The following is a 19,952-nucleotide window of genomic DNA, read 5'->3' on the forward strand; positions in this document are numbered from 1 at the left end:
GTTCGCCCGGGCGGAGCTGGTCAGGGTTGCGCAGCCCGGGCGAGCGCGGATGGCGCTTGGCAGGTGATCAGGCGCGGTTCTTGAAGCGCCAGGATTCGTTTCCGGTCTCGATGATCTCGCAATGATGGGTGAGACGGTCGAGCAGCGCTGTCGTCATCTTGGCGTCGCCGAAGACGGCGGGCCATTCGCCGAACGCCAGGTTGGTGGTGACGATGATCGAGGTCCGTTCATAGAGCCTGCTGATCAGGTGGAAGAGCAATTGCCCGCCGGCTTGCGCGAACGGAAGATAGCCGAGTTCATCGAGCACGACGAAGTCGAGCCGGGTGAGGTAATCGGCGATACGGCCCTGCTTGCCGCCGCGGTGCTCGGTCTCGAGCCGGTTGACGAGATCGACGACGTTGAAGAAGCGGCCACGTGAACCGTTGCGGATCAGGGCGCGGGCAATAGCGATTGCCAGATGCGACTTGCCGGTTCCGGTGCCGCCGATGAGCACGGCGTTGCGCTGGTCGGCGACGAAGGTGCCGTTGGCAAGGTCCCGGACCAGCACCTCATTGACCGGCGTGCCGTCGAAGTCGAACTCATCGATGTCCTTGGCGATCGGCAGCTTGGCGACGGTGAGCTGGTATTTGATGGAGCGGGCTTGCTTCTCGGCGATCTCGGCCGACAGCAGATCGCCGACGATCCTCGGCGGCTCGTGCTGGCGCTTGATGCCTGTCGCCATGACCTCGTCATAGGCGCCCCGCATCCCGTAGAGCTTCAGCGTCCCCATTAGTTCCAGAACCTGCGTACGTTCCATCAGCTTGCCCTCCTGAGGCTGTCGTAGCGGGCGCAGTCGGCCTGCGGCTCATGCTGCAGGCGAAGCGCGTCCGGGGTGAGGATGGTGACGGCCGGCGCTGGGTCGCGCCGCCGCGCCAGAACAAGATCGCTGACATGTTGTCTGACAGCCGGGCCATGCTTGAGCTGTGGCCACTGCCACCACCCGCCATCAGGTATTTTACCCAAGCTGGATGTCGTCGATCAGCAGATCGTCATTGTGGCTTGCCTCAAATTGGCAACTCGGGATACGGTGAGCGGTCGCCGCGCGAGGTCTGGGAGACGCTGTACGAGGTAAGCGCGAACATCCCGGGCGCACATCGAGAGCGATCTTGAAGCCGTAGGATTCAATGTCGGGAAAACCATAGTGACGATATCGGCTGCCGCCATCGACCCAGGCGTGGAGATTGGTGCCCTCGAACCTCGCATCACCGGGCCCCGGTGCGAAGAAGAGAGATCCTGGCGGGTGGCAACGTCCAGTCGCCGACTACATAAGTTCGGCAGCCAAGGAGCACGGCAAAGATGAAACGATCTGCCGGCAGCGTTTCGCCGGGATTGCCAGTGATCTCATGAAGGCGTGCCCACGGATCGCGGGACGTCCAGCGTACGAAAGCTGCCCCGCGCCTCCACGAACTCTCCCACGAGCGTCTGAACGCTGCGGCGCGCCATGAGGGCGCCCATCTTCTCGATCGGGATACTCTAGGTTCGCTGGACCGCGATGCTCTTGTTGACCCAGGGCCGCGAGCTTGGTGGGGAATGGCTGCATGCCGGCGCAGCGCATCGCGCTACGCCGGCTTCGCAAGACGTCAATGATTTACCAGCAGGTCGCGCGACATATTGCTGAAGGACTTCGCACCATTATCGGTCACACGGATGGTCTCACTGAAGATATAACCGTCCGTCTTTTCAAACACACCAATGATGAGATGAAAGGTCATGTTCGCCTGTAACACCGTCTCATCTCCCTCCTGAATGCTCGGACCGCCGTCCGTCCAGTCGACGCCTATCGAATACCCAATTCTGGATTCTTTCCGCACACCCCGAGGTCCGAATTCGCGCCGGAAGGCTCGCTCCACATCGTTGCTCGTCACTCCGGCCCGTATGGCGTCGAAGGCAGCGACGAAACCATCAACGCAAGCCTGGTGGACATGGCGCGACCTGGCGGACGGTTCTCCCAAAAATACCGTTCGCGCAAGTGCGCACGCGTATCGGCGACGGAAGGCGCCGATCTCGAAATTGGTCTGACAGCCCATCTTGTAGCGCTCGTCCGTCCACGTGAGATGCACGGCGTTCGCTGGCGAGCCCACGTTCATCGAGATGGGACTGCGGGAAGTCCACCCCCCGAATTCAGGCATGCCGGTATGTAGAGCATGGTTGACGGCAGCGCCCACGTCGCATTCTCGGGCTCCGACAGCGATTGCGAGCCTGCCGACTTCCATAGCCCTATCCACGATTTTTCCCGCCTGCTCCATGTAGGTGAGCTCAGCAGGCGATTTTATCGCTTTCAGCCCGGAAACAATCCCGTCGGCATCGAGGAAATCGGTCATGCCCAAACCCTTGCTCAAGGCGGCATGGCCCTTCACACCAAGCATCTTTCCTGACAATTCGACCCCAACACGGCTCGACTTGCTGTGCTTGAGCACAATGTCGGCGATAGGCTGCCATGCTGTGAGCTGGCGCGAAGCGACGTACTTCTCCGGATAACTGAGGATGCGTGATTGCGGCAGGTACGAACTGGCCTCTGCACACACAACGTCCATCTCGCGCAATATAAGCCAGGGGTCCTCCTCCTCCTGGCACACAAGAGTGAGTTGTGGCACGTAGTCTGAAAAGCCCTCGTAGCCTGTGAGGTAGTTCATATTGCCTTCATTCAAGACAAGCAGTGCGTCAATGCCACGCTCAGCCATCTGCTGGCGCAGCCGGGCAGTGCGTGCGCGATACTCTTCTTTAGGGAATGCAGGCATGGACCACTATCCTATATTTATCGGTTAGGATTGCACGAGGCAACCCATTCGGCTTTGGCTCCCTCGAAACGTAACATTGTGCCAACGGGGAAAATTTCGAAAAGCCTGCGAATCTGGCCGAAATCCTTCAAAAGACGGCGTCTAACGAGGGATTACACCACGCAGAGTCTAAAAGCCTATAGGACCGGGCCGTTGATATTATTTGTACGCGACGACCACGAGGCTCGAGCTATCGGATGTAAACGTTCCACCTTCCTGCCCATAAGCCTCAACAGTCTCGAACCCGGCGCTTCGCAACATGCGAACAAATTCAGAAAACCCATACTGTCTGAAAGAAATGTGCGTTCGTCTAACGCATCCATCGCGGACGATAATCCTTTCGACGATCCGACGATCGCTTAGCACATCGTTGCTCATTATATCGATTCTCAGATCGTCGTTACGCTGCACCACGTAGATAGGCGACGAGTGGCGCAGGAAAGCGAAGCGATTGGCGTGATCGATTAAAAGACGCCCGCCCTTTCGAAGTGAAGAAGCGGCTTCACGAAGAACTCTCTCATTGTCCGCGTCGTCGAAATAGCCAAACGTCGTGAAACACAGAAAAGCCGCGTCAAATCGATCTCGCCAGGGAAGTGAGCGCATGTCGCCCAGAACATACTCAACATTTACTCCGCGTTTAGCCGCATCCGCTTCGGCTTTTTTTAACAAGATCGGCGAGATATCGAGTCCGGCTACCCGAGCTCCTTTTTCAGCCAACCGGTTAGTAATCCGCCCATAACCGCATCCAAGTTCAAGAACTGAGTCGCCTTGCCTAAGATGAAGAAGATCACAAACTACTCCTGCTTGTCGGTCACTTTCCTCCGATGGATTGATCACATCACCAAAATGGAAGTAATCTTCGCTGAAGTATGCTTCGAGCTCAGGTAAGGAAACTGTACTACTCATCTCGTCATTCATGTCCTATCTCTCGACTTTCATGCCGCTCTATTTTGCATAGTGAGGAGAATATTTAAAGAAAACATTTGTGAATTTTTTCATATTGTCGTTAAATGTTTCCGCAACAGTCATTGACGGACGTTACTATGTTCGAGATTGTATACTGGGCCATCATTTGGCCTCTCAAGGCATCATTCGCCGTAGCAGCCGATGCAGGGATGGCCGGTCTGGATCGGGAAGGAGAGCCCGCCGTCCCTTGCAGCCGACCTTGTTGAGGCAATAGCCCTTGCTCGCGCCTTCGTCATCGAAGGACACGACGAATTGGCCGGCGTCGAAATGCGGGCGCCGATAGCATTTGTCGTGGAAGCGCTGGCTGTTATAATATTCCGACGCCGCGCTGTAGAATGGGCCGAGCTTCACCGCCGATGCGTATGGCTGCATCATGGTTTTCGATCCGCAAGGATCAACCGCATACAAGCTTGGGCGCGTCTACGGCGAATGATGGCGAGCTCCCCTCGGTTTGCAAGTTGTAGACCCCTACGAACAGCACCTGCCGGCTCAATGTAACGCTGCCGCCGTGCTCGTGAGCATCAAGGGCAAGTCGCTTCGCGATGGGCCAGAGGGGCCCACCCTTGACCGTCAGTGCGCGGCGCCCAATGAACCCTGGAGCCAAAGCAGGAACAAATGGGCGCCACGGCTGAACAAGGAGACGGAACGACTGAAGGATTACCTTGACAACACCAACCTGATTCGAAGGAAACACCGATGACCAACGACATGATGAACCTGCTCACGCTCGTAGAGAAGACCCCTGACGCTGATATCCTGCGCGAGATGATCGGCTTTGCCGGCGAACGGCTGATGGAGATGGAGGTGGGCGCTGCAGCCGGCGCCGGCTATGGCGAGAAGAACCCGCTGCGCACGGTCCAGCGCAACGGCTATCGCGACCGAGAGCAGGAAGAAACCGGGGTTACAAGGCGGCCCGGCGACGTTGCAACAGATCCTTCAACTAAATTTACAGAGGCTTTGCGACCGCAGATAGCCTTCCAGTGATAGCTTCACCACAAAGCCTGAGGCAGGCAAGGCTGAAAAGCTGATGCCTATTACGTTCGCGTTGCCGCATAGTGTGCGCAACGGAGGTCGGTGCGAATGACAAGAAGAGCGCTCATACTGCTTGAAGGCCATAGGAGTATTGGTCTGCTATACGTGAAAGCGGCCCAGCGTCTCGGGCTTCATCCAATTACCCTGTCGGCTGATCCAACTCAGTACGACTATCTTGCGGCGGAAGCCACTGAGGCAATCCGGGTCGACACCGACAATCTTGATGTGCTGATCCACGAATGTTCCCAGCTGCGTGCGACCTATGACATTGCTGGCATTACTGGCTTTTCGGGCGCCGACGAGTCGATCTATGCGACAGGCGGCAAGCTCTGCCGGCATTTCGATCTACCGGGACCAAACCCCGCATCGATTGAACGATGCTGCGACAAATTCACTCAACGTCAGCTCCTCGCGGAGGCCGGCGTTCCGATACCTGCTTATCGCTTAGCGGCGAATGCGAAGGAGATAGAAAGCGCTGCCGCGGAGGTTGGGCTACCGGTGATTGTTAAGCCAGCCGTAGGCAGCGGCAGCAGCGGAGTCCGATTGTGCCGGAACACCGACGAGTTGGCCGAGCATACGACTTATCTGTTGGGCGGGCAGCACATATGGCGGTCTTCGCCGAGGATACTGGTCGAAGAATTCGCACAAGGCCCCTTTTTTAGCGCTCATATAATGGGAAATGAGGTGGTTGGGATTGACACCGCCGACTTCGACAGCCCACCGTATTTTGTCTTCCGTCGTTTTACCTGCCCGGCCCCGCTAACCGATGATGAGCGTGAGCGCATCGCCGATATTTCGCGGAGCTGTTTGCCAGCTCTCGGTCTTGGCTGGGGGCCTACGAACGTTGATCTCCGATGGACGAAGCTTGGTCCAGTCGTCATCGAAGTCAATCCGCGTGTTGCGGGTGGGACCAGTCCCCGGCTGGTTCAGGCGGCCTGCGGTGTCGATCTCATTGCCGAGCACATCAAGCTTGTCGTCGGCAACGAATGGGACTTGCGCAGAAGTCATTCGCACATTGCGGCCGCGCAGTGCCTAAATGCTGATCGCGATGGCATCCTCGATTGGGTCGATGGCCACAGTCGCGCGGCCGCTGTACCAGGTGTCGCCGAGGTCAAATTGTACATTAAACCTAAGACGCCGATCGTCAGGAGGGGCGACTACCGAGACCGCATCGGACATGTAATCGCCGCTTCACCCAACCGTGCCCGGACCGAGGCGATACTTCAGCGTGCCATCGACTTAATTAGTTTGTCGATAACACCATTTCCGACAGTTAGAGAATAGGAACAATCGGCAGCCCTCACCTCCCCGCACCAGCGCAGGTGCCGCCAGGTATGAGGTGATCGTCGCCGAAGATTTGTGCAACGAAGAGCTTGAGAGAGCTGGGTTTGCTGCAAGGAGCTGAATCGGGGCGCATGGGAGGATTCGTATGCTGCGGATCAGGCGGCGAGGATGGCGAATTGCTTGGCGAGGGTCGGATCCCGATCACGGCGCGCTTACCTCGTCCCACATCATGATCAATCTCGAGCGAAGGCACTTGGGAGGGGTCGTTCAGGCGCATTCCGTGAGCGGGCCCTTTGACGTGATTACCGAGATAGCCGCACCATCGATCAGTGTACTCGACAGGATGGTCGACGTGACCGGCGAGGTCGCTGGCGTCGGAAAAACGCAATCGTAAATCGTCCTCTCAACCGGATTCCGGCGCTAAGTTGAGATGGTTTTACCCCGGGGGAAGTCCTCGAACTCTGCGCATCTCAAAAGGGCGGTCGTGCCGGCGTCGTCATATCCTCGCAGGCCCAATTCGCGCTGGACTGTGAGTTCCGCTCATAGAAGGTGTTGTGCCTTTGCAGTCCGTAGGTCACCGCAATCTGCCGTCCTATGCCCTCTTGCGCAGCTTTGAGTGCGCTGCGCGGCACGAAAGCTTTACGCAGGCGGCGGAGGAACTTCATCTCACGCAAAGCGCCGTCAGCAGACAAGTCAAGGAACTTGAGGAGACGATCGGCGTGACAATGTTCCGGCGGGTGGGACGACGCGTCACACTGACCGAGGCTGGCAGGCGGTTTGCGGCTGATCTGGCAGTCGATCTTGAGAACCTGAAGCAATCCGTAGCGCGGGCGATTGCCGCTGGCGAGCGACATTCCACGTTGCGTATTGGCATCCTGCCAACATTTGCCAGTCGGTGGCTGATCCCGAGGTTGGGGACTTTTCTGAACGACCATCCCAGCGTCGAAATCAGGCTGGAGACCCGGATCGTACCGTTTGACCTCACACGAGAGCGCTTCGATCTCGCGATCCATTTCGGACAGGCCAACTGGCCGGACGCACGTTTGAACAAGTTGTTCGATGAGGAAATGCTGCCAGTTGCATCCCCCAAATTCCGCGATACGTACTCGGCGAGCGAGCCTGATCGCCTCGCGGAGGCTCCACTTCTGCATCTCGTTACTCGCGAAAGCGCGTGGATTGACTGGTTCGCCATAAAAGGAAACACTGATAAGCGCCTGATGAGCGGCCCACATTTCGATCAATTTTCTATGATCATCTCGGCTGCCGTGTGTTCAATCGGTGCCGCCCTTATACCCAGATATCTGATCGAAATGGAGCTCGAGTGTGGCGTTTTGATCCCGCTAAGCGACACACCCCTGAAGACGCACAACAGCTATTTTGCAGTCAGCGCGGCAGGCGACGTTAACCCGCAGGTAAACGCTTTTACGCGCTGGCTTATGTCGACCGCGCGGCGCGCCAGCATGACGAATAGCCACGAGTAGATTCGCATTATCAATATTGATCAATGCTTCGCAAACCAAGTGCAGTGGTGGACGCTGCGGAGTGGGGTCGATTACACTGCTCGATCGTTCGTAGCTGGAGGAGCGGTAGCGGGAAAGCATCGTCATCACAGGTCGAGGCGACTGTGAGCGCAATCACGACGCCCACGCCAGGAGCTGTCATGAACAGGCGAGCCATGGCGTTCTGCTTGGCGACGGCACGGACGCGCGTGTCGACAAGCCTGATCCGCTCGATGAAGGAACCGCGCGCCTCGATCATTGCTTCGGCGCAGCGGGCAAAGCCACCGACCTTCTTCCCGAACATGACGCCGAACGTCTTGAGAAGGCCGCGGATCTCGTTCTCGATCTTGCAACGGATACCAACCAACATGTCGCGTGCCGACAGTAGCGCCCCCACGACGTAGGCGCCCTGACTCCTGATGCGGACTTCCGTCCGCACGATTTGCGCCAGGCCAGCCGCATCAATGGCGATGTCCATCTTGTTCGGTATCATGGAAAGGGCGGCGCTTGCGTGGCGCGCGTCGAGGCACACGATCGGCAATCCGCGGTTCGTTAGCTCATTGCCAGCGGGCCGGTTTCCATGCCGATCCTTGCAAGCTCCCAGCCTTCCCGGCCAGCCAGTGGGCGTAGCCTGCGGATCGGTCGGAACCTTTCTTCCGCGATCTTCTTGCCGTTCTCATCGACCACCCAGATAGCGCTCTGTCCCATCGAGACATCGAGGGCTGCATACTTCGTGATGGCAGTTCTCCTTCCTCGCGCTGCGGCGCTGACTGATTGTCGACATTGTCACGCTGGGGAACTGCCGCCCGGAATGCGAGAGGCACCACCCGCGATTACAATAAGCGGTGTGGTGTAGATGCTAATGGGCGAGCGGCGACGGTGTTGCATTTTTCGGCGCTGTTACAACCAACTCTTCAGAAGGAGGAGGCGCCCCATGTCGCAATCTTTTGAGGCGAGCCGGTCCCTTACCGCTCTTGAACAGGATAACACGGTCATCGCCGTCATCAAATGAGCAAGGCGAAATGGCTGATTGCCGCGCTCGTACCGGGCCTCGAGCGCCAGCCGCTCAAGAAGATCGATGCCGACACACCATCACTGTTGAAGCTGCTGCCGCGCCGGCGCGACGAAGCCGGCCAGGCCGGGCACAGGATCAAGCGGATCGCCGTCGCCTATGAGGCGGCCGGCGACGGCTTTTGGCTGGCGCGTTGGCTGTGGGCGCGCGACATCGAGGCCTATGCCATCCACCCCGCCAGCGTTGCGGTGTCGCGTGAGCATCGGCGCCCCAAGACCGATCGTCTCGACACCGAGCTTTTGATGCGTGCCTTTCTGGGTTGGCTGCGCGGCGAGAGCGCCATTGCAGTATGGCGGCAATCCCGACCATCGAAGAGGAGGACGCGCGATGGCCGAGCCGCGAGCGGGAGAGCCTGGTCCGCGAGCAGACGCGGCTCATCAATCGCATCAAGGCGATTCTTGCCCGCTTCGGCATTCGCAGCTTCCGCTTAAGCCTGCGCAATGCGGCGGACAGGCTGGAGAACATCCGCACGGCTGAGGGGACGGCGCTGCCGTACAACACCCGCGCCGAGTTGCACCGCTTGCTTGAGCGGCTCGACCTCGTGCGTGCGCAAATCCGCACCATCGAGGGCGACCGCCTGCGTAGGCTCGCCGCGGCTCAGGCTGCACCCGAAGGCCCGCATGCGATGGTGCGCCTCATCGCACGGGTCATCGGCGTCGGTGTTGAGAGAGCGGACATGCTGGTCCACGAGATCCTGTCGCGCGGATTGCGCGATCGCCGCGCGGTGGCGCGCTATGCCGGGCTCACGGGTTCGCCCGACGAGAGCGGCAAACGCCGGCGCGAGAAGGTGCTGGCACGCGCCGGCAGTGCCCGCGTGCGGCATGGCGTGATCCAATTGGCCTGGCGCTTTCTCCTCTTCCAGAAGAACAGTGCCCTCGTCCAATCGTTCCAGGGGCGCACGGCCGACGGCCGCAAAGCCACGCGCAAGACGATGATCGTGGCGCTGGCGCGCAACCTGTGGCGCCTCGTCACCACGGGCGAGGCGCCACAGGGCGTCAGCTTGCGTTCGGCGTGATGGGCCCCCTGTGGGAAGAGGAGAGCAACGCATTCCCAATTGGCTGGCCCGCAGCAGGGTCTGCCGATGATGATCCGAAGTGGCGACAACCCGAAGCTACATGGTCGTCAGACCGCGGACGTAGAATGGGCCCGCCGCCCCGGAGCTTCGCCTCGCGAGCCCATGCTGCATCATGGTTCAGATCCGCTGAGATCGACCGAATACAAGTCTGCCGCGCGCCCGCCCGCGCCTGCTATGGCGAACTCCGCCTCGGAATCCATTGTCAGCACCTCGCAGAGCTCCCTGCCGACCCGAGCAAGCCTGCCGCCGTGGCCGTGACCGTCAAGGACAAGCCGCGGCGCGATCGGGCCTGCGGCCCAGCCTGGGCTAGGTCACTGCGCGCGGCGGCCAGAGCGAAGGTAGGTCGGGACGAGGAGATGGTCGCCAATCGGCCGTACTAGTCTAGGAGGTGAAGAAATGAAGCAGGTGAGCTGCGCGCTCGTGTTAGTAGCTGGCCGCCTCTGCGACTCGCCCGATTGCGCCGTGAGCGCGAAATCCGTAGTTGTCGTCTCGCCCGCCGCTCCCGTCTTCAAACCTCTGACAGGAGGCGCGAATGCGACGGGTGACTGGGATCGATATCTACCGAACCTTCGAAGAGGTGGTTTTCTGGGAGAAAGGCAGGCTTCGCCTTGCCGGCCGCATGAGCCGGACAACGCGAGAGGGGTTTTGGCACGAGGCTTCTGACGACGGACGAGATAGGGATTGAGGCGACTGGGACTGCATGGCGGTGTCTCGGGTACTGTCGCGTTCTTGAAGCGGGTAGGTGGTGATTGCCAATCTCTCCAGTCAAAGGCGATCACCCATGCTCATGTAAAGACCGATAACGTGGACCCCGGTATGCTCGCCAGCCTGTACGCGGCGGGCTATCTGCCGGAGATATGCACGCCGGATGCCGCACTGAGCGGATGCGCAGGCTGGCAGCGCGCCGCTGTCAAATCGTGCGGCATCGCAGCCGGATCAGAACGAGGTGCATGCGATCCTTCATGCGCGCCCGATCCCGAGTGCCCGAATGCCGACCTGTTTGGCGGCCGCGGGCGGAAGCTGGTCAGCTATTTCGGACTCAATCCGTGTGTGCGACAGTCAGGCCTCGGCGCTGCCCATCATGGCCGCATCAGCAAAGTCGGGCGCGCCCGCGCCATGCTCGTGGAGGCGCCTGGGCAGCCGCGAAAGCGCCTGGTCCGCTACACGCCTTCTTCGTCTGCAGCGCGACGATCAAGGTGAGCTTCCAGATCGCCGCTATATTCGTCCGCGTCAGGACCAAACGTGGTCATCGGCGACCGCCGTCGCCGTGGCGCGAACTGACGGTGCTCTGTGGCATATGCTGACGGAGGAGAAGGCTCTCTGTGGGCGCGGCCCAGTCTGATCGCTCACAAGGTGCGCTCGATGGAGCTACAGGCTATAAGGCAACAAATCCCGGTCCCAGCCATGTCTACCATGTGAAACATTTGCGCGATTTGGAGATGCAAATCGCAAGGCGGGCGCAGAAGGGTATGAGCATTTTATTGAGGTTAGCGCCCGGGCACGCCAAAAGAAAGGGCGCGCTCGCGAGCGGCTTCGTCACCGCCGAGCTACACCATCAGATGAGAGACCACCTGTATTTGCACTTAATGCAGTCTTCGGTGACGGTATTGGTCACAATCGACTCCCCGTTTTGTTCGAAAACGCCGAACGTCCCTGACCGCGGCTACTCCGCCGCCTGGAGAAATGCGGGCTTAATCCCGTACATCGAGTAGAGACCGGCCTCATCGAAGATCACACGGTCGTCATAGCCGCTGAACCAGATTGCGTCCGGGTTTCTACCAACGATGGTCACCTTGCATCGGTCCCGCGCATCCGCGGCCGAACGCAGCAGCTTGAAGATCACGACGCCCCTTTCACCGCCAGGGACGCCCGGTACAGGCCCGTTTGTGACGGCGGCGACTTCAGTTTTGCCCTTGTAATGGGTGATTGAAAGCCGCGCATGCGCCTCTACGCCGGAGAGGCCCTTCTGCGACTCGTTCAGGACCTGCCATGTCCGTTCAATCGGGACATTGAACGCCTTGTGGCCGATAATGTCGCGGCCGCAGAAGAAGTAGTGGTTTTCGATACCGTTGCGGAGCATCTCGCGCTGCATGATGCGCAACGAGTCCGCGTCGTCGTTTATGTCGCGAATAATCGGCGACTGATTGTGAATGGTGATCCAGTCGCGCCGGGCGAGTTTGTTTACCGCAGCCCGCGTTTCAGCGATCCATTCGAGCCCACCGTCAGGATTGTCGATATAGCCGCCATCCGGCGTCTTGCGCAGAAATTCGTCGGGATGGTTGAAGTGCACTATCATCCGTAGGCTGATTTCCGGATAAGCTTGGTGGAATGCGTCGAGCATCGCAAAGAAGGTCTGGTCGAAGCGTTGCGGATGAAATGCCAGTTCCTTGGTCCCAATGCGGACATTCTCGACGCCGGCTTCCGCAAGCCCGGCCAGCCAAGCAGCGATGTTCTTGTTTCCCAGAACCATGGGATCGCCGCCCGACATCAGGACCTCGCGTAGCTTTTCGCGGCCGGTCTCGGGATGTCGGCCGCCATTGGCGGCTACCACCATGTTGTGCCCGCGAATGTATTCGACAATCTCTCCCAACTGCGCCAGGCCCTTTGGAGCTACCGTGCCGTTCTCGCGGGTGATCTGCTTGCGGCCGATCAGTTCCTCGCGATAGCAGAAGCGACAATGCGCGGAGCAGGTGGATGCCACGTAGAGTAGACCAAGCTCATACTTATGGATCAGCCCCTCGCGCGGGCTGTAGGTCATTTGCTTGCCCGGATCTTCTGCACCGTCGAGATTGTATGTCTCTCTGGGGCTGGCTTTCACCAGCGTCTGCATGGGCCGGCTGTATTGCGCCTGCTCGTAGTAGTGGCGCGTGATCTTGATCGGCATCCTGGCTTCCAGATCTCTCGGGGTGCCTTTCAACTCGAGGATCTGATCAAGTTCTTCTCGTGAATAGAAGGCGCGCATATCTTGGGGCACATCCTCTCTGGCGAACTTGGTTATGCCGGTGATGATCTGCCGGTCGTATTTGCCGTTGACGACTTTTCCCAGAAACGCCTGCTCACGCTGTGAGGGCAAGTATTTTTCTAGGGTACTCATGGCGCACACCTCCAGGCTGAAATATCCAACCGGCACAGACTGCAGCAGAGGCCGATCCGCGTGAACGCATTGACTTTCTCTGTCTATTTTTGGGATGCACCGCACCGAGTTACAAGCGCATATTCGTCACCAGTTTATGACTCGTATTCATGACGACAGTATTCTTCGAACTGGTGTTGAAGGCCGTAGCTCTCCGCCTGCCTCAACAATGCGGCGCTCACCGGTTCTCAAATAGCCACATCTGTTGCGGGAGCTGAGTCGCAAATGATTGCTTATCTGGAGCCGAAGCGCATGGTCGGCCGCGTGACTGCCTCGCAGCTCGCCTCTGCATCGGCTTGCCGCGCTTCACGTAGGATTTGGGGTAGGCCGGCGGTATCAGGCGAACCTCATGGCTAAGCTCGGTCGGTCAGTGCCCGCGCCCAGAAATACGACGATGCGCAGGCTTCCATTCCGACTCGCAAGTTGAGAATATCCGCCCGTGCCAGCTGCCGGCGTACGACGATGATCCGAGTCACGCTACGGAACTGCACCCAATGTTCCAGCCGGCTATGATCCGTGCCCGGCGCCACTCATCGCATCAAATGCGTCGACTTCGACCCCCCGTGTGCACACCTCCCAATCGGGCCGCTCTTTGAAGAGGCGGTATCGCAAGCGGTGCATCCGCGGCAAAGGTCGTCGCTGCAACGCAGCCCCGGCGATCGATGATCGGATCGTCAAGCCACAGCAGATGCCGAACTCAGCCGCTTCATCGAACAGCCTCTGCTGAACATGTGATACTCCGACATCATCGAGATGCGGTCCCCATCGAAACGGTATCCGCCATACTGCGCACGTAGGATGACGGGATCGAGTCGCAGATAGCGGTTCTGCAGATAGTGCCCTCCAGCGAGCTGAATAGTTGGAAATCAGCCTGGGTTTGCCGGCTGGGATCTCTATTCCGCGAAAAAGACCTCGGCCGCGGATGTCGCCAACATGCTGATGATTTCGAAACGCTCATGGAGTCGCTGGTTGAGCAGTTCCCCATCCATATAACGTACCAAGGAGGCGATGTTCGTGGATAACGTCCTGCACTGCGAGACCGGCCGATGCTGCCATTGGATATCCCAAGTAAGCAAGTAAGTGTGACCATGCTGGAAAAATCCTGATCCAGAAGCAAACGCGTCATAGATGTGGCGTCCGAGCATCACGGCGTCGATCGGCTGATAACCTCCCTCAGTCCCTTCGCGATTGCCATGATATCCGGGACACTGCCTTCCTGTTCGAATGCGTGTAGCGTTCCAGTGCGACCAATGCCGCACATGACCTCATCCAAGATCAAGAGAACGCGGTGGCGATCACAGTCTTCGCGTATCTTCTTGAAATATCCGGCACCGCGCCCGCTGTCGCCCCAACGACAGTTTCCGCGAGGAATGCTATCACTTCGTCTGGTCCGAGCTCAAGAATTTGCCTCAAGTTTGCTGGCACGCGCTGACCATACTAATGCTCGCTTTCGGCAGGTAAGCGACCGCGATACGCATAGCATGGCGCAACGTGACGGGTTTCGATCAGGAACGGTCGGAACTAGGCCCGGCGTGATTCATTGCCACCAGCGGCAAGAGCTCCCAGAGTATTGCCATGGTAACTTTGATGGCGCGCGATGATATGCCGGCGACGAGCTTCCCCCTTCTCGACGAAATACTGGCGCGCCATCTTCAGCGCGGTCTCCATCGCTTCCGCCCCCCGCTGACGAGATAGACGTAATCGATTCCATCCGGCGAGTCGGCGACCAGTCGATCCGCAATCTGCTCGGCGACTTCCGTGGTGAATAATGCCCTATGAGCGTAGGCAAGCTTGTCGAGTTGAGCGTGCAGCACGCGCGCACCTCCGGATGACCGTGCCCAATACATGACACAGCGGCTCTCCGGAGCCGTCGATGTATGCCTTGCCGTCGGCGTCAAATAGCTCGATACCCCGCCCGCCGACAGCCACGGGCAGGTTTGCGTGAATGGTCCGGTGCAGAATCCTGCTCATGATTAGTCTCTTATCCGGGTCGTGGATTGCGCGTAGTCGAGCACGGTCGCTTCAAACGGCCAGAACCGTCTCGACCAGGTCCACCCAATAGCCAATGCCGTAAGGCAAGGCTTCGTCGTTGAAATCAAACGCCGGGTTATGACACGCAGCGGTCGGTCCATTCCCCAGAAAAATGAAAGCGCCCGGCCGCGCCTCAAGCATATAGGCGAAGTCCTCCGCCCCCATGCTCGGTCCCATCTTATCATCCACTGATGCAGACCCAACGAGGTTGCGTGCCGCCTTGATCGCCAGATTGGTCCCCTCGGTGTGGTTGAAGGTAATCGGGACGGATCGACGGTACTTGAACTCGATATCCGCGCCGAATCCACGCGCAACGCCTTGCGCGCATGCCGAAATCTCACGTTCGGCGAAGTCTCGTAGGCCGGATGCGAGAGTCCGGACGGTTCCGGCCATCTCAACATTGTCGGGAATGACGTTGTAGGCCTGTGCGGCCCTCAACTTGGTGACGGAGATCACCAGCGCCTCTTTGGGGTCGGTCTTGCGCGAGACTAGGGTTTGCAGGCCAAGTATGATTTGGGCTGCAATGACAACGGGATCAATGGTTCGATACGGGTGGGCCGCATGGCCGCCCCTGCCCTTCACGACGATATCGAAGTCGTCCTGCGAGCCCATGATCGGGCCATCGCAAATGGCGAATTTTCCGATCTCCATGCCTGGCTGGTTATGCATGCCGAAGACCTGGGAGATATCGAAACGATCCATGATCCCTTCTTGGACCATCCTTAGGCCGCCGGATGGTAATTCTACTTCTTCTGCCGGCTGAAAGATCAAAGCGACGGAGCCCTTGAAATTGCGCGTACTTGCGAGGTGTTTCGCAGCGCCCAGCAACATCGCTGTGTGACCGTCGTGGCCGCACGCATGCATTTTGCCCGGTACTTTCGATGACCAGGGTTTGTTTGACGCCTCCACGATTGGCAGGGCGTCCATGTCTGCCCTCAATCCGATCGTCGGCCCTTCTCCGTCTTCACCCTGAATCAGTGCGACGATACCGGTCTCAGCTATCCCCGTTTCGATGTGATTGATGCCGAAGGAAGCCAGTTTCTCGGCCACGAAGCTAGCTGTGTTGTGTACCTGATAGTCAAGCTCGGGATTTTCATGGAGATAGCGGCGCCACTCGGTTGCCTCGCACTGCAGATCTCGGAAAGCTTCAACGCTTCTCATCTTGCATCAGCCTTTTTTTTTGCATAGTTCTGCCGAGCCGTTTCGGTTTTTCCTGCCGCGTCACGTATTCTTGGCGCGAAAGATACAAGGGGATCGATTGAATCGCTTGTTGAGCGCGGGATGAGGATCCAACGTCAATTCGTCAACTTATCACGATCGTCACTTTATCCAATCGAGGATCAGGATCCGTCATCCAATGCTCCTTCGTAGGATGATGCATGTGGGAGAGCGATTTGCGCCAAACTGCGACGGCTGCTGAAATGTGGATCACATAAAGCGGTGCGGTTTGAAATGTGGTAGCAGTCGGGTTCCGAGACGCCCTTGGCACCTACCGAAGGAAGCCAGATCGAGCGCAGATCCCGTCTCAGCCAAAGATGTCGAAGCTTTTCTGACCCTCATGCGCGGGCGCGTGCAAATCCGCTTTAGTGCTCGACATTGGCTGGGTTATTCCGCGCAAAACCCGCCAAATCAAGCCGGCCTTGTTTCAACATGACGGCTCGCCGCATTGTTCGCAGCAACGGGCTTGCACTCAGGCCTTAGGCTGGCTGCGGGACTAACCCGGATTTCTCAAACAGTTGAGGTGCATCGGGGTTCCGAATCAGAGAAAGTTGTTTCGCGACAACAGCTTAGCTCTGAGGAAAGGAACGCCCGATGCAACCAGACTGTATAACGGACATGTCGGTTTTGCACCCGTCGACGGGCACAAAGTTGTGGCTGCCTTCGACGGTGGCGCGATGACGTCGTAAGCCGGCGCGCTGTTGCTGGGCGCGGTCGATGGGGCCATCGGCCTGATCGATCGGCTGGCGCGGTGTTTTGCCGATGCGCGCAGCCCGCATTTGATCGAGCATGAGGTGAAGACGCTGGTCGGGCAGCAGGTCTTGGCGATGGCGCTCGGCTACGAGGACCTGATCGATCATGACGTGTTGCGCCACGATCCGGTGATGGCGGTGCTGGCCGGCAAGCTTGCGGCGCGCCGCAAGGACTGCGCGCCGGTGGCCGGCAAATCGACGCTCAACCGGCTGGAACTGAGCACCGCGGCGGCAACTCGCTATCGCAAGATCAGCCACGATGCCGGCGCCATCGAGTGCCTGTTCGTCGATCTGTTCATCGAGGCGCATCGGCAGACGCCCAAGCAGATCGTGCTTGATCTGGATGCGACGGACGATCCGCTGCACGGCCCACCAGGAAGGTCGTTTCTTCCCCGGCTATTATGACTGCTACTGCTATTTGCCGCTCTATGTCTTCTGCGGCCGCCACCTTCTGGCCGCCAAGCTGCGCCGCGCCAACATCGATGCCGCCGCCGGCGCGGTCGAGGAGATCGCGCCCATCGTCGCGCAGATCCGCTGCCATTGGCCCAAGGTGCGCATCCTGCTTAGGCCGACTCCGGCTTTGCCCGCGAGGAGCTGATGGCCTGGTGCAAGGACAATGGACTCGACTATCTGTTCGGCCTGACAAGGAACGCCCGGCTGGTCGCCGAGATCGCGGCCGAGTTGGAGCAGGCCGCCGAGGAAAGCCGGCGCACCGCCAGGCCGGCTCGCCGCTTCAAGGACTTCATGTGGACGACGCACAAGAGCTGGAGCCGCCGGCGCCGGGTGGTCGGCAAGCGAGCACACCGCCGGCCAGCCCAATCCGCGCTTCGTCGTCACCTCGCTGACGGCGAGCGCGTGTGCCGCCCGCCATCTCGACGAGCACTTCTATTGCGCCCGCGGCGAGATGGAGAACCGCATCCAGGAATGCCAGGGCGACCACTTCGCCGATCGCAGCTCGGCGGCCACCATGCGCGCCAACCAGTTGCGCCTGCGCGGTGCTGATCGTCGAGCGCTGGGTCCTGGCCCGGCTGCGCAACCGGCGCTTCTTCAGTCTCGGCGATCTCAATGCCGCAATCGCGGGGTTGCTGGAGGATCTGAACAACCGCACCATGCGCCCATGTCGGCAAAAGCCGCCGCGAACTATTCGAGGAGATCGAGCGGTCGGCTCTGGCGCCGCTGCCGTCGGCGCCGTTCGAATATGCGGAGTGGAAATCGGCGAAGGTGCGTCCCGACTACCATGTCGAGATCGACAGGACCTTCTACTCGGTGCCGCACGCGCTGATCGGGCGGCGCGTGGATGTGCGGCTCACCCACCGGGTGGTCGAGCTCTTCCATGATCACAAGCGCGTCGCCAGCCATGTCCGCCGCTCGCAGCGCTGCGGCCATGTCACCGTCAACGAGCACATGCCCAAGGCGCACCAGCGCTATGCCAACACGACGCCGGCGAACCTGATCCGGCAGGCAGCCGGGATCGGCGCCAACACCGCCATCCTGGTCGAGCGGATGATGCGCGACCGTCCCCATCCCGAGCAGGGATACCGCTCCGCGTTTGGCATCCTCTCGCTGGCCCCTCGCTACGAGCGGGATCGGCTCGAGGCAGCCTGCGCGCGGGCCCTGACCATCAATGCGATCACCTACTCCTCCGTCAACGCCTCAATGAAGGAAGGAAACCAACCATGCTGACACATCCAACCCTCGACCAGATGCAGGCTCTCGGCCTTGGCGGAATGGCCGCCGCCTATCGGGACCTGGCCGACCAGAGCAACGCCGACGATCTCAGTCGCGACGAATTGCTTGGCCTGATGCTCGGTCGTGAAGCCGCCATGCGTGCCGACAAGCGTGTGACCAACCATCTCGCCGTTGCCAGGCTGCGCTTTGTCGACGCCTGCATCGAGAACATCGACTTCGCCGCGCATCGCGGGCTCGACCGGCGCAATACGCTGTCGCTGGCCCAAGGCGCCTGGCTGAAGGCGCATGAAAACCTCATCATCACCGGGCAGACCGGCACCGGAAAGACCTGGCTGGCCTGCGCCTTCGGACGTCAGGCCGCCCGGCTCGATCATTCCGTGCTCTACCTGCGCATGCCGCGACTGTTCGAAGATCTCGCCCTGGCGCGTCTCGACGGCCGCTTTCCCCGTCTCATCGACAAGCTGGCTCGGGTGCAACTGCTCATCCTTGACGACTGGGGCACCCACAGCCTGACCGACCAGCAGCGTCTCGATCTGCTGGAAATCTTCGAGGAACGCTATCGCCGGAAATCGACGCTGATCACCGCGCAACTACCAATCGCCCAGTGGCATGCCATGATCGGCGAGCCGACAATCGCCGACGCCATTCTCGACCGGATCGTCCACAACGCCCATCGCGTCACCCTCGAAGGCGACAGCATGAGAAAGCAAAAAACACCGCCGCTCTTGACCGACGCCGAAAACGGCGAAATCAATCGCAAATGAGTTCAACCAGGCAACCGAGGGCCGACCACATCCAGCTGTCCGCGACTTAGTGAAACTGCTGTCCGCGATTTAGCGGAACGACTGTCCCGTTTTTGCGAAATGCGCACACGCTGCTATTCTGCTCAAACGAGACCAGCGAACGGCTCAAATCGTTAACCTGGGTCATGGGGGCACCTCTGTCGCTTCTATCGAACGACGATGGTGCCATACCGCCGCCGCTCGCCCCATAGCTTCTCCAGATTCAACATGCTGGCTGGGGATGGAGGCCAGCATGGATGGGCAAGCCTTATTCGATGGATCTGCGCGAGCGGGTTGCAGGAGGGCCTGTAGCGGCGGCAGGCGGCGGCGCGTTTTGGGATCGGCATCAGTACGGGCGGTGGGTTCGCCGGCTGCGGGAAATGGGCATGGTGGAGCCCGGCAAGATGGGCGGACGGCCGAAGAAGATTGCCGGCGCGCACCGCGACTGGCTTATCGAGCACTGCGGGAATACAGACTTCACGCTGCGCGGCCTTGTGGCAGAACTGGCCGAACGTGGATTGAAGGTCGACTACCGCTCGGTGTGGGAATTCGTCCATGCCGAGAAGCTGACGCACAAAAAGACGCTGATCGCCGCCGAGCAGG

General features: G+C 59.6%; 13 protein-coding genes and 7 pseudogenes. 8 read left to right on the plus strand and 12 right to left on the minus strand.

All coding sequences use genetic code 11. From position 1 onward, the window contains the following. Positions 1-67 precede the first annotated feature (67 nt). The 5 genes and pseudogenes from istB (NKH16_RS31380) to NKH16_RS31400 all read right to left on the minus strand — a co-directional run. A complete protein-coding gene (istB, locus tag NKH16_RS31380) occupies positions 68-796 on the minus strand; it encodes an IS21-like element helper ATPase IstB (RefSeq protein WP_027038551.1) in 729 nt (242 codons plus the stop codon). Then, complete coding sequence (locus tag NKH16_RS31385; protein ID WP_352903441.1) at positions 796-1,002, minus strand: hypothetical protein; 207 nt, start codon at positions 1,000-1,002, stop codon at positions 796-798. Before NKH16_RS31385 ends, istB (NKH16_RS31380) begins: the two co-directional genes overlap by 1 nt. 617 nt (positions 1,003-1,619) lie before the next feature. After that, entirely contained in the window at positions 1,620-2,777 is a 1,158-nt protein-coding gene (locus tag NKH16_RS31390; RefSeq protein WP_352815856.1) for a M24 family metallopeptidase, read from the minus strand. Between the two features lie 198 nt (positions 2,778-2,975). Continuing rightward, positions 2,976-3,734, minus strand: coding sequence for a class I SAM-dependent methyltransferase (locus NKH16_RS31395; protein ID WP_352903409.1), 759 nt, complete (start codon positions 3,732-3,734; stop codon positions 2,976-2,978). A 173-nt stretch (positions 3,735-3,907) separates the two neighbouring features. Further along, positions 3,908-4,094 (minus strand): annotated as a pseudogene (locus tag NKH16_RS31400) (hydrogenase small subunit); the annotation flags it as partial. Positions 4,095-4,478: 384 nt separating this feature from the next. Here NKH16_RS31400 and NKH16_RS31405 point away from each other — a divergent pair. The 3 genes and pseudogenes from NKH16_RS31405 to NKH16_RS31420 all read left to right on the plus strand — a co-directional run. Then, a pseudogene (locus NKH16_RS31405) lies at positions 4,479-4,667 on the plus strand (transposase); the annotation flags it as partial. Between the two features lie 195 nt (positions 4,668-4,862). Next, the gene (locus tag NKH16_RS31410) at positions 4,863-6,098 is read left to right on the plus strand and encodes an ATP-grasp domain-containing protein (RefSeq protein WP_352903410.1); all 1,236 of its coding nucleotides are present in this window, start codon (positions 4,863-4,865) and stop codon (positions 6,096-6,098) included. A gap of 560 nt (positions 6,099-6,658) precedes the next feature. Continuing rightward, positions 6,659-7,579, plus strand: a complete 921-nt coding sequence (locus tag NKH16_RS31420; protein ID WP_352815860.1) for a LysR substrate-binding domain-containing protein — start codon at positions 6,659-6,661, stop codon at positions 7,577-7,579. A gap of 10 nt (positions 7,580-7,589) precedes the next feature. On the opposite strand, the gene NKH16_RS31425 is transcribed toward NKH16_RS31420, so the two are convergent. Next, positions 7,590-8,075, minus strand: a complete 486-nt coding sequence (locus tag NKH16_RS31425; RefSeq protein WP_352903412.1) for a hypothetical protein — start codon at positions 8,073-8,075, stop codon at positions 7,590-7,592. Between the two features lie 74 nt (positions 8,076-8,149). Further along, a complete protein-coding gene (locus NKH16_RS31430) occupies positions 8,150-8,305 on the minus strand; it encodes a hypothetical protein (protein WP_352815864.1) in 156 nt (51 codons plus the stop codon). 226 nt (positions 8,306-8,531) lie between these two features. On the opposite strand from NKH16_RS31430, the pseudogene NKH16_RS35115 reads away from it, so the two are divergent. Next, positions 8,532-9,684 (plus strand): annotated as a pseudogene (locus NKH16_RS35115) (IS110 family RNA-guided transposase). Between the two features lie 876 nt (positions 9,685-10,560). Next, positions 10,561-10,944, plus strand: coding sequence for a transposase (locus NKH16_RS31445; RefSeq protein ID WP_352815869.1), 384 nt, complete (start codon positions 10,561-10,563; stop codon positions 10,942-10,944). A gap of 463 nt (positions 10,945-11,407) precedes the next feature. On the opposite strand, the gene NKH16_RS31450 is transcribed toward NKH16_RS31445, so the two are convergent. The 4 genes and pseudogenes from NKH16_RS31450 to NKH16_RS31470 all read right to left on the minus strand — a co-directional run bounded on the left by NKH16_RS31450 (position 11,408) and on the right by NKH16_RS31470 (position 16,069). Continuing rightward, on the minus strand, positions 11,408-12,838 hold the full coding sequence (locus tag NKH16_RS31450; RefSeq protein WP_352903418.1) for a KamA family radical SAM protein: 1,431 nt from the start codon (positions 12,836-12,838) through the stop codon (positions 11,408-11,410). A 284-nt stretch (positions 12,839-13,122) separates the two neighbouring features. Further along, positions 13,123-13,341 (minus strand): annotated as a pseudogene (locus NKH16_RS31455) (IS110 family transposase); the annotation flags it as partial. 43 nt (positions 13,342-13,384) lie between these two features. Next, positions 13,385-14,848 (minus strand): annotated as a pseudogene (locus NKH16_RS31465) (aspartate aminotransferase family protein). A gap of 51 nt (positions 14,849-14,899) precedes the next feature. Continuing rightward, positions 14,900-16,069, minus strand: coding sequence for a M20 aminoacylase family protein (locus tag NKH16_RS31470; protein WP_352903420.1), 1,170 nt, complete (start codon positions 16,067-16,069; stop codon positions 14,900-14,902). A 651-nt stretch (positions 16,070-16,720) separates the two neighbouring features. Between NKH16_RS31470 and NKH16_RS31475 the strand changes: the two are divergent. The 3 genes and pseudogenes from NKH16_RS31475 to istB (NKH16_RS31485) form a co-directional block, all read left to right on the plus strand. Further along, positions 16,721-17,869 (plus strand): annotated as a pseudogene (locus NKH16_RS31475) (IS1380 family transposase); the annotation flags it as partial. Position 17,870: 1 nt separating this feature from the next. Beyond that, a pseudogene (locus NKH16_RS31480) lies at positions 17,871-18,546 on the plus strand (Mu transposase domain-containing protein); the annotation flags it as partial. A gap of 8 nt (positions 18,547-18,554) precedes the next feature. Further along, complete coding sequence (istB, locus tag NKH16_RS31485) at positions 18,555-19,331, plus strand: IS21-like element helper ATPase IstB (protein WP_352903422.1); 777 nt, start codon at positions 18,555-18,557, stop codon at positions 19,329-19,331. 185 nt (positions 19,332-19,516) lie between these two features. Here the strand turns inward: istB (NKH16_RS31485) and NKH16_RS35120 are convergent, their stop codons facing one another. After that, the gene (locus NKH16_RS35120; RefSeq protein WP_502911772.1) at positions 19,517-19,906 is read right to left on the minus strand and encodes a hypothetical protein; all 390 of its coding nucleotides are present in this window, start codon (positions 19,904-19,906) and stop codon (positions 19,517-19,519) included. Between the last annotated feature and the right edge of the window lie 46 nt (positions 19,907-19,952).

It is taken from the genome of Mesorhizobium sp. M1307, assembly GCF_040318155.1.
GTDB lineage: Bacteria > Pseudomonadota > Alphaproteobacteria > Rhizobiales > Rhizobiaceae > Mesorhizobium.

Bases quoted from the DNA above. Each gene is read 5' to 3' on its own strand.
- NKH16_RS31470 (WP_352903420.1), bottom strand. From the start codon at position 16,069: ATGAGAAGCGTTGAAGCTTTCCGAGATCTGCAGTGCGAGGCAACCGAG.
- NKH16_RS31450 (WP_352903418.1), bottom strand. From the start codon at position 12,838: ATGAGTACCCTAGAAAAATACTTGCCCTCACAGCGTGAGCAGGCGTTT.
- istB (WP_352903422.1), top strand. From the start codon at position 18,555: ATGCTGACACATCCAACCCTCGACCAGATGCAGGCTCTCGGCCTTGGC.
- NKH16_RS31410 (WP_352903410.1), top strand. From the start codon at position 4,863: ATGACAAGAAGAGCGCTCATACTGCTTGAAGGCCATAGGAGTATTGGT.
- NKH16_RS31445 (WP_352815869.1), top strand. From the start codon at position 10,561: ATGCTCGCCAGCCTGTACGCGGCGGGCTATCTGCCGGAGATATGCACG.
- NKH16_RS35120 (WP_502911772.1), bottom strand. From the start codon at position 19,906: ATGGACGAATTCCCACACCGAGCGGTAGTCGACCTTCAATCCACGTTC.
- NKH16_RS31395 (WP_352903409.1), bottom strand. From the start codon at position 3,734: ATGAATGACGAGATGAGTAGTACAGTTTCCTTACCTGAGCTCGAAGCA.
- NKH16_RS31430 (WP_352815864.1), bottom strand. From the start codon at position 8,305: ATGGGACAGAGCGCTATCTGGGTGGTCGATGAGAACGGCAAGAAGATC.
- istB (WP_027038551.1), bottom strand. From the start codon at position 796: ATGGAACGTACGCAGGTTCTGGAACTAATGGGGACGCTGAAGCTCTAC.
- NKH16_RS31425 (WP_352903412.1), bottom strand. From the start codon at position 8,075: ATGGACATCGCCATTGATGCGGCTGGCCTGGCGCAAATCGTGCGGACG.
- NKH16_RS31390 (WP_352815856.1), bottom strand. From the start codon at position 2,777: ATGCCTGCATTCCCTAAAGAAGAGTATCGCGCACGCACTGCCCGGCTG.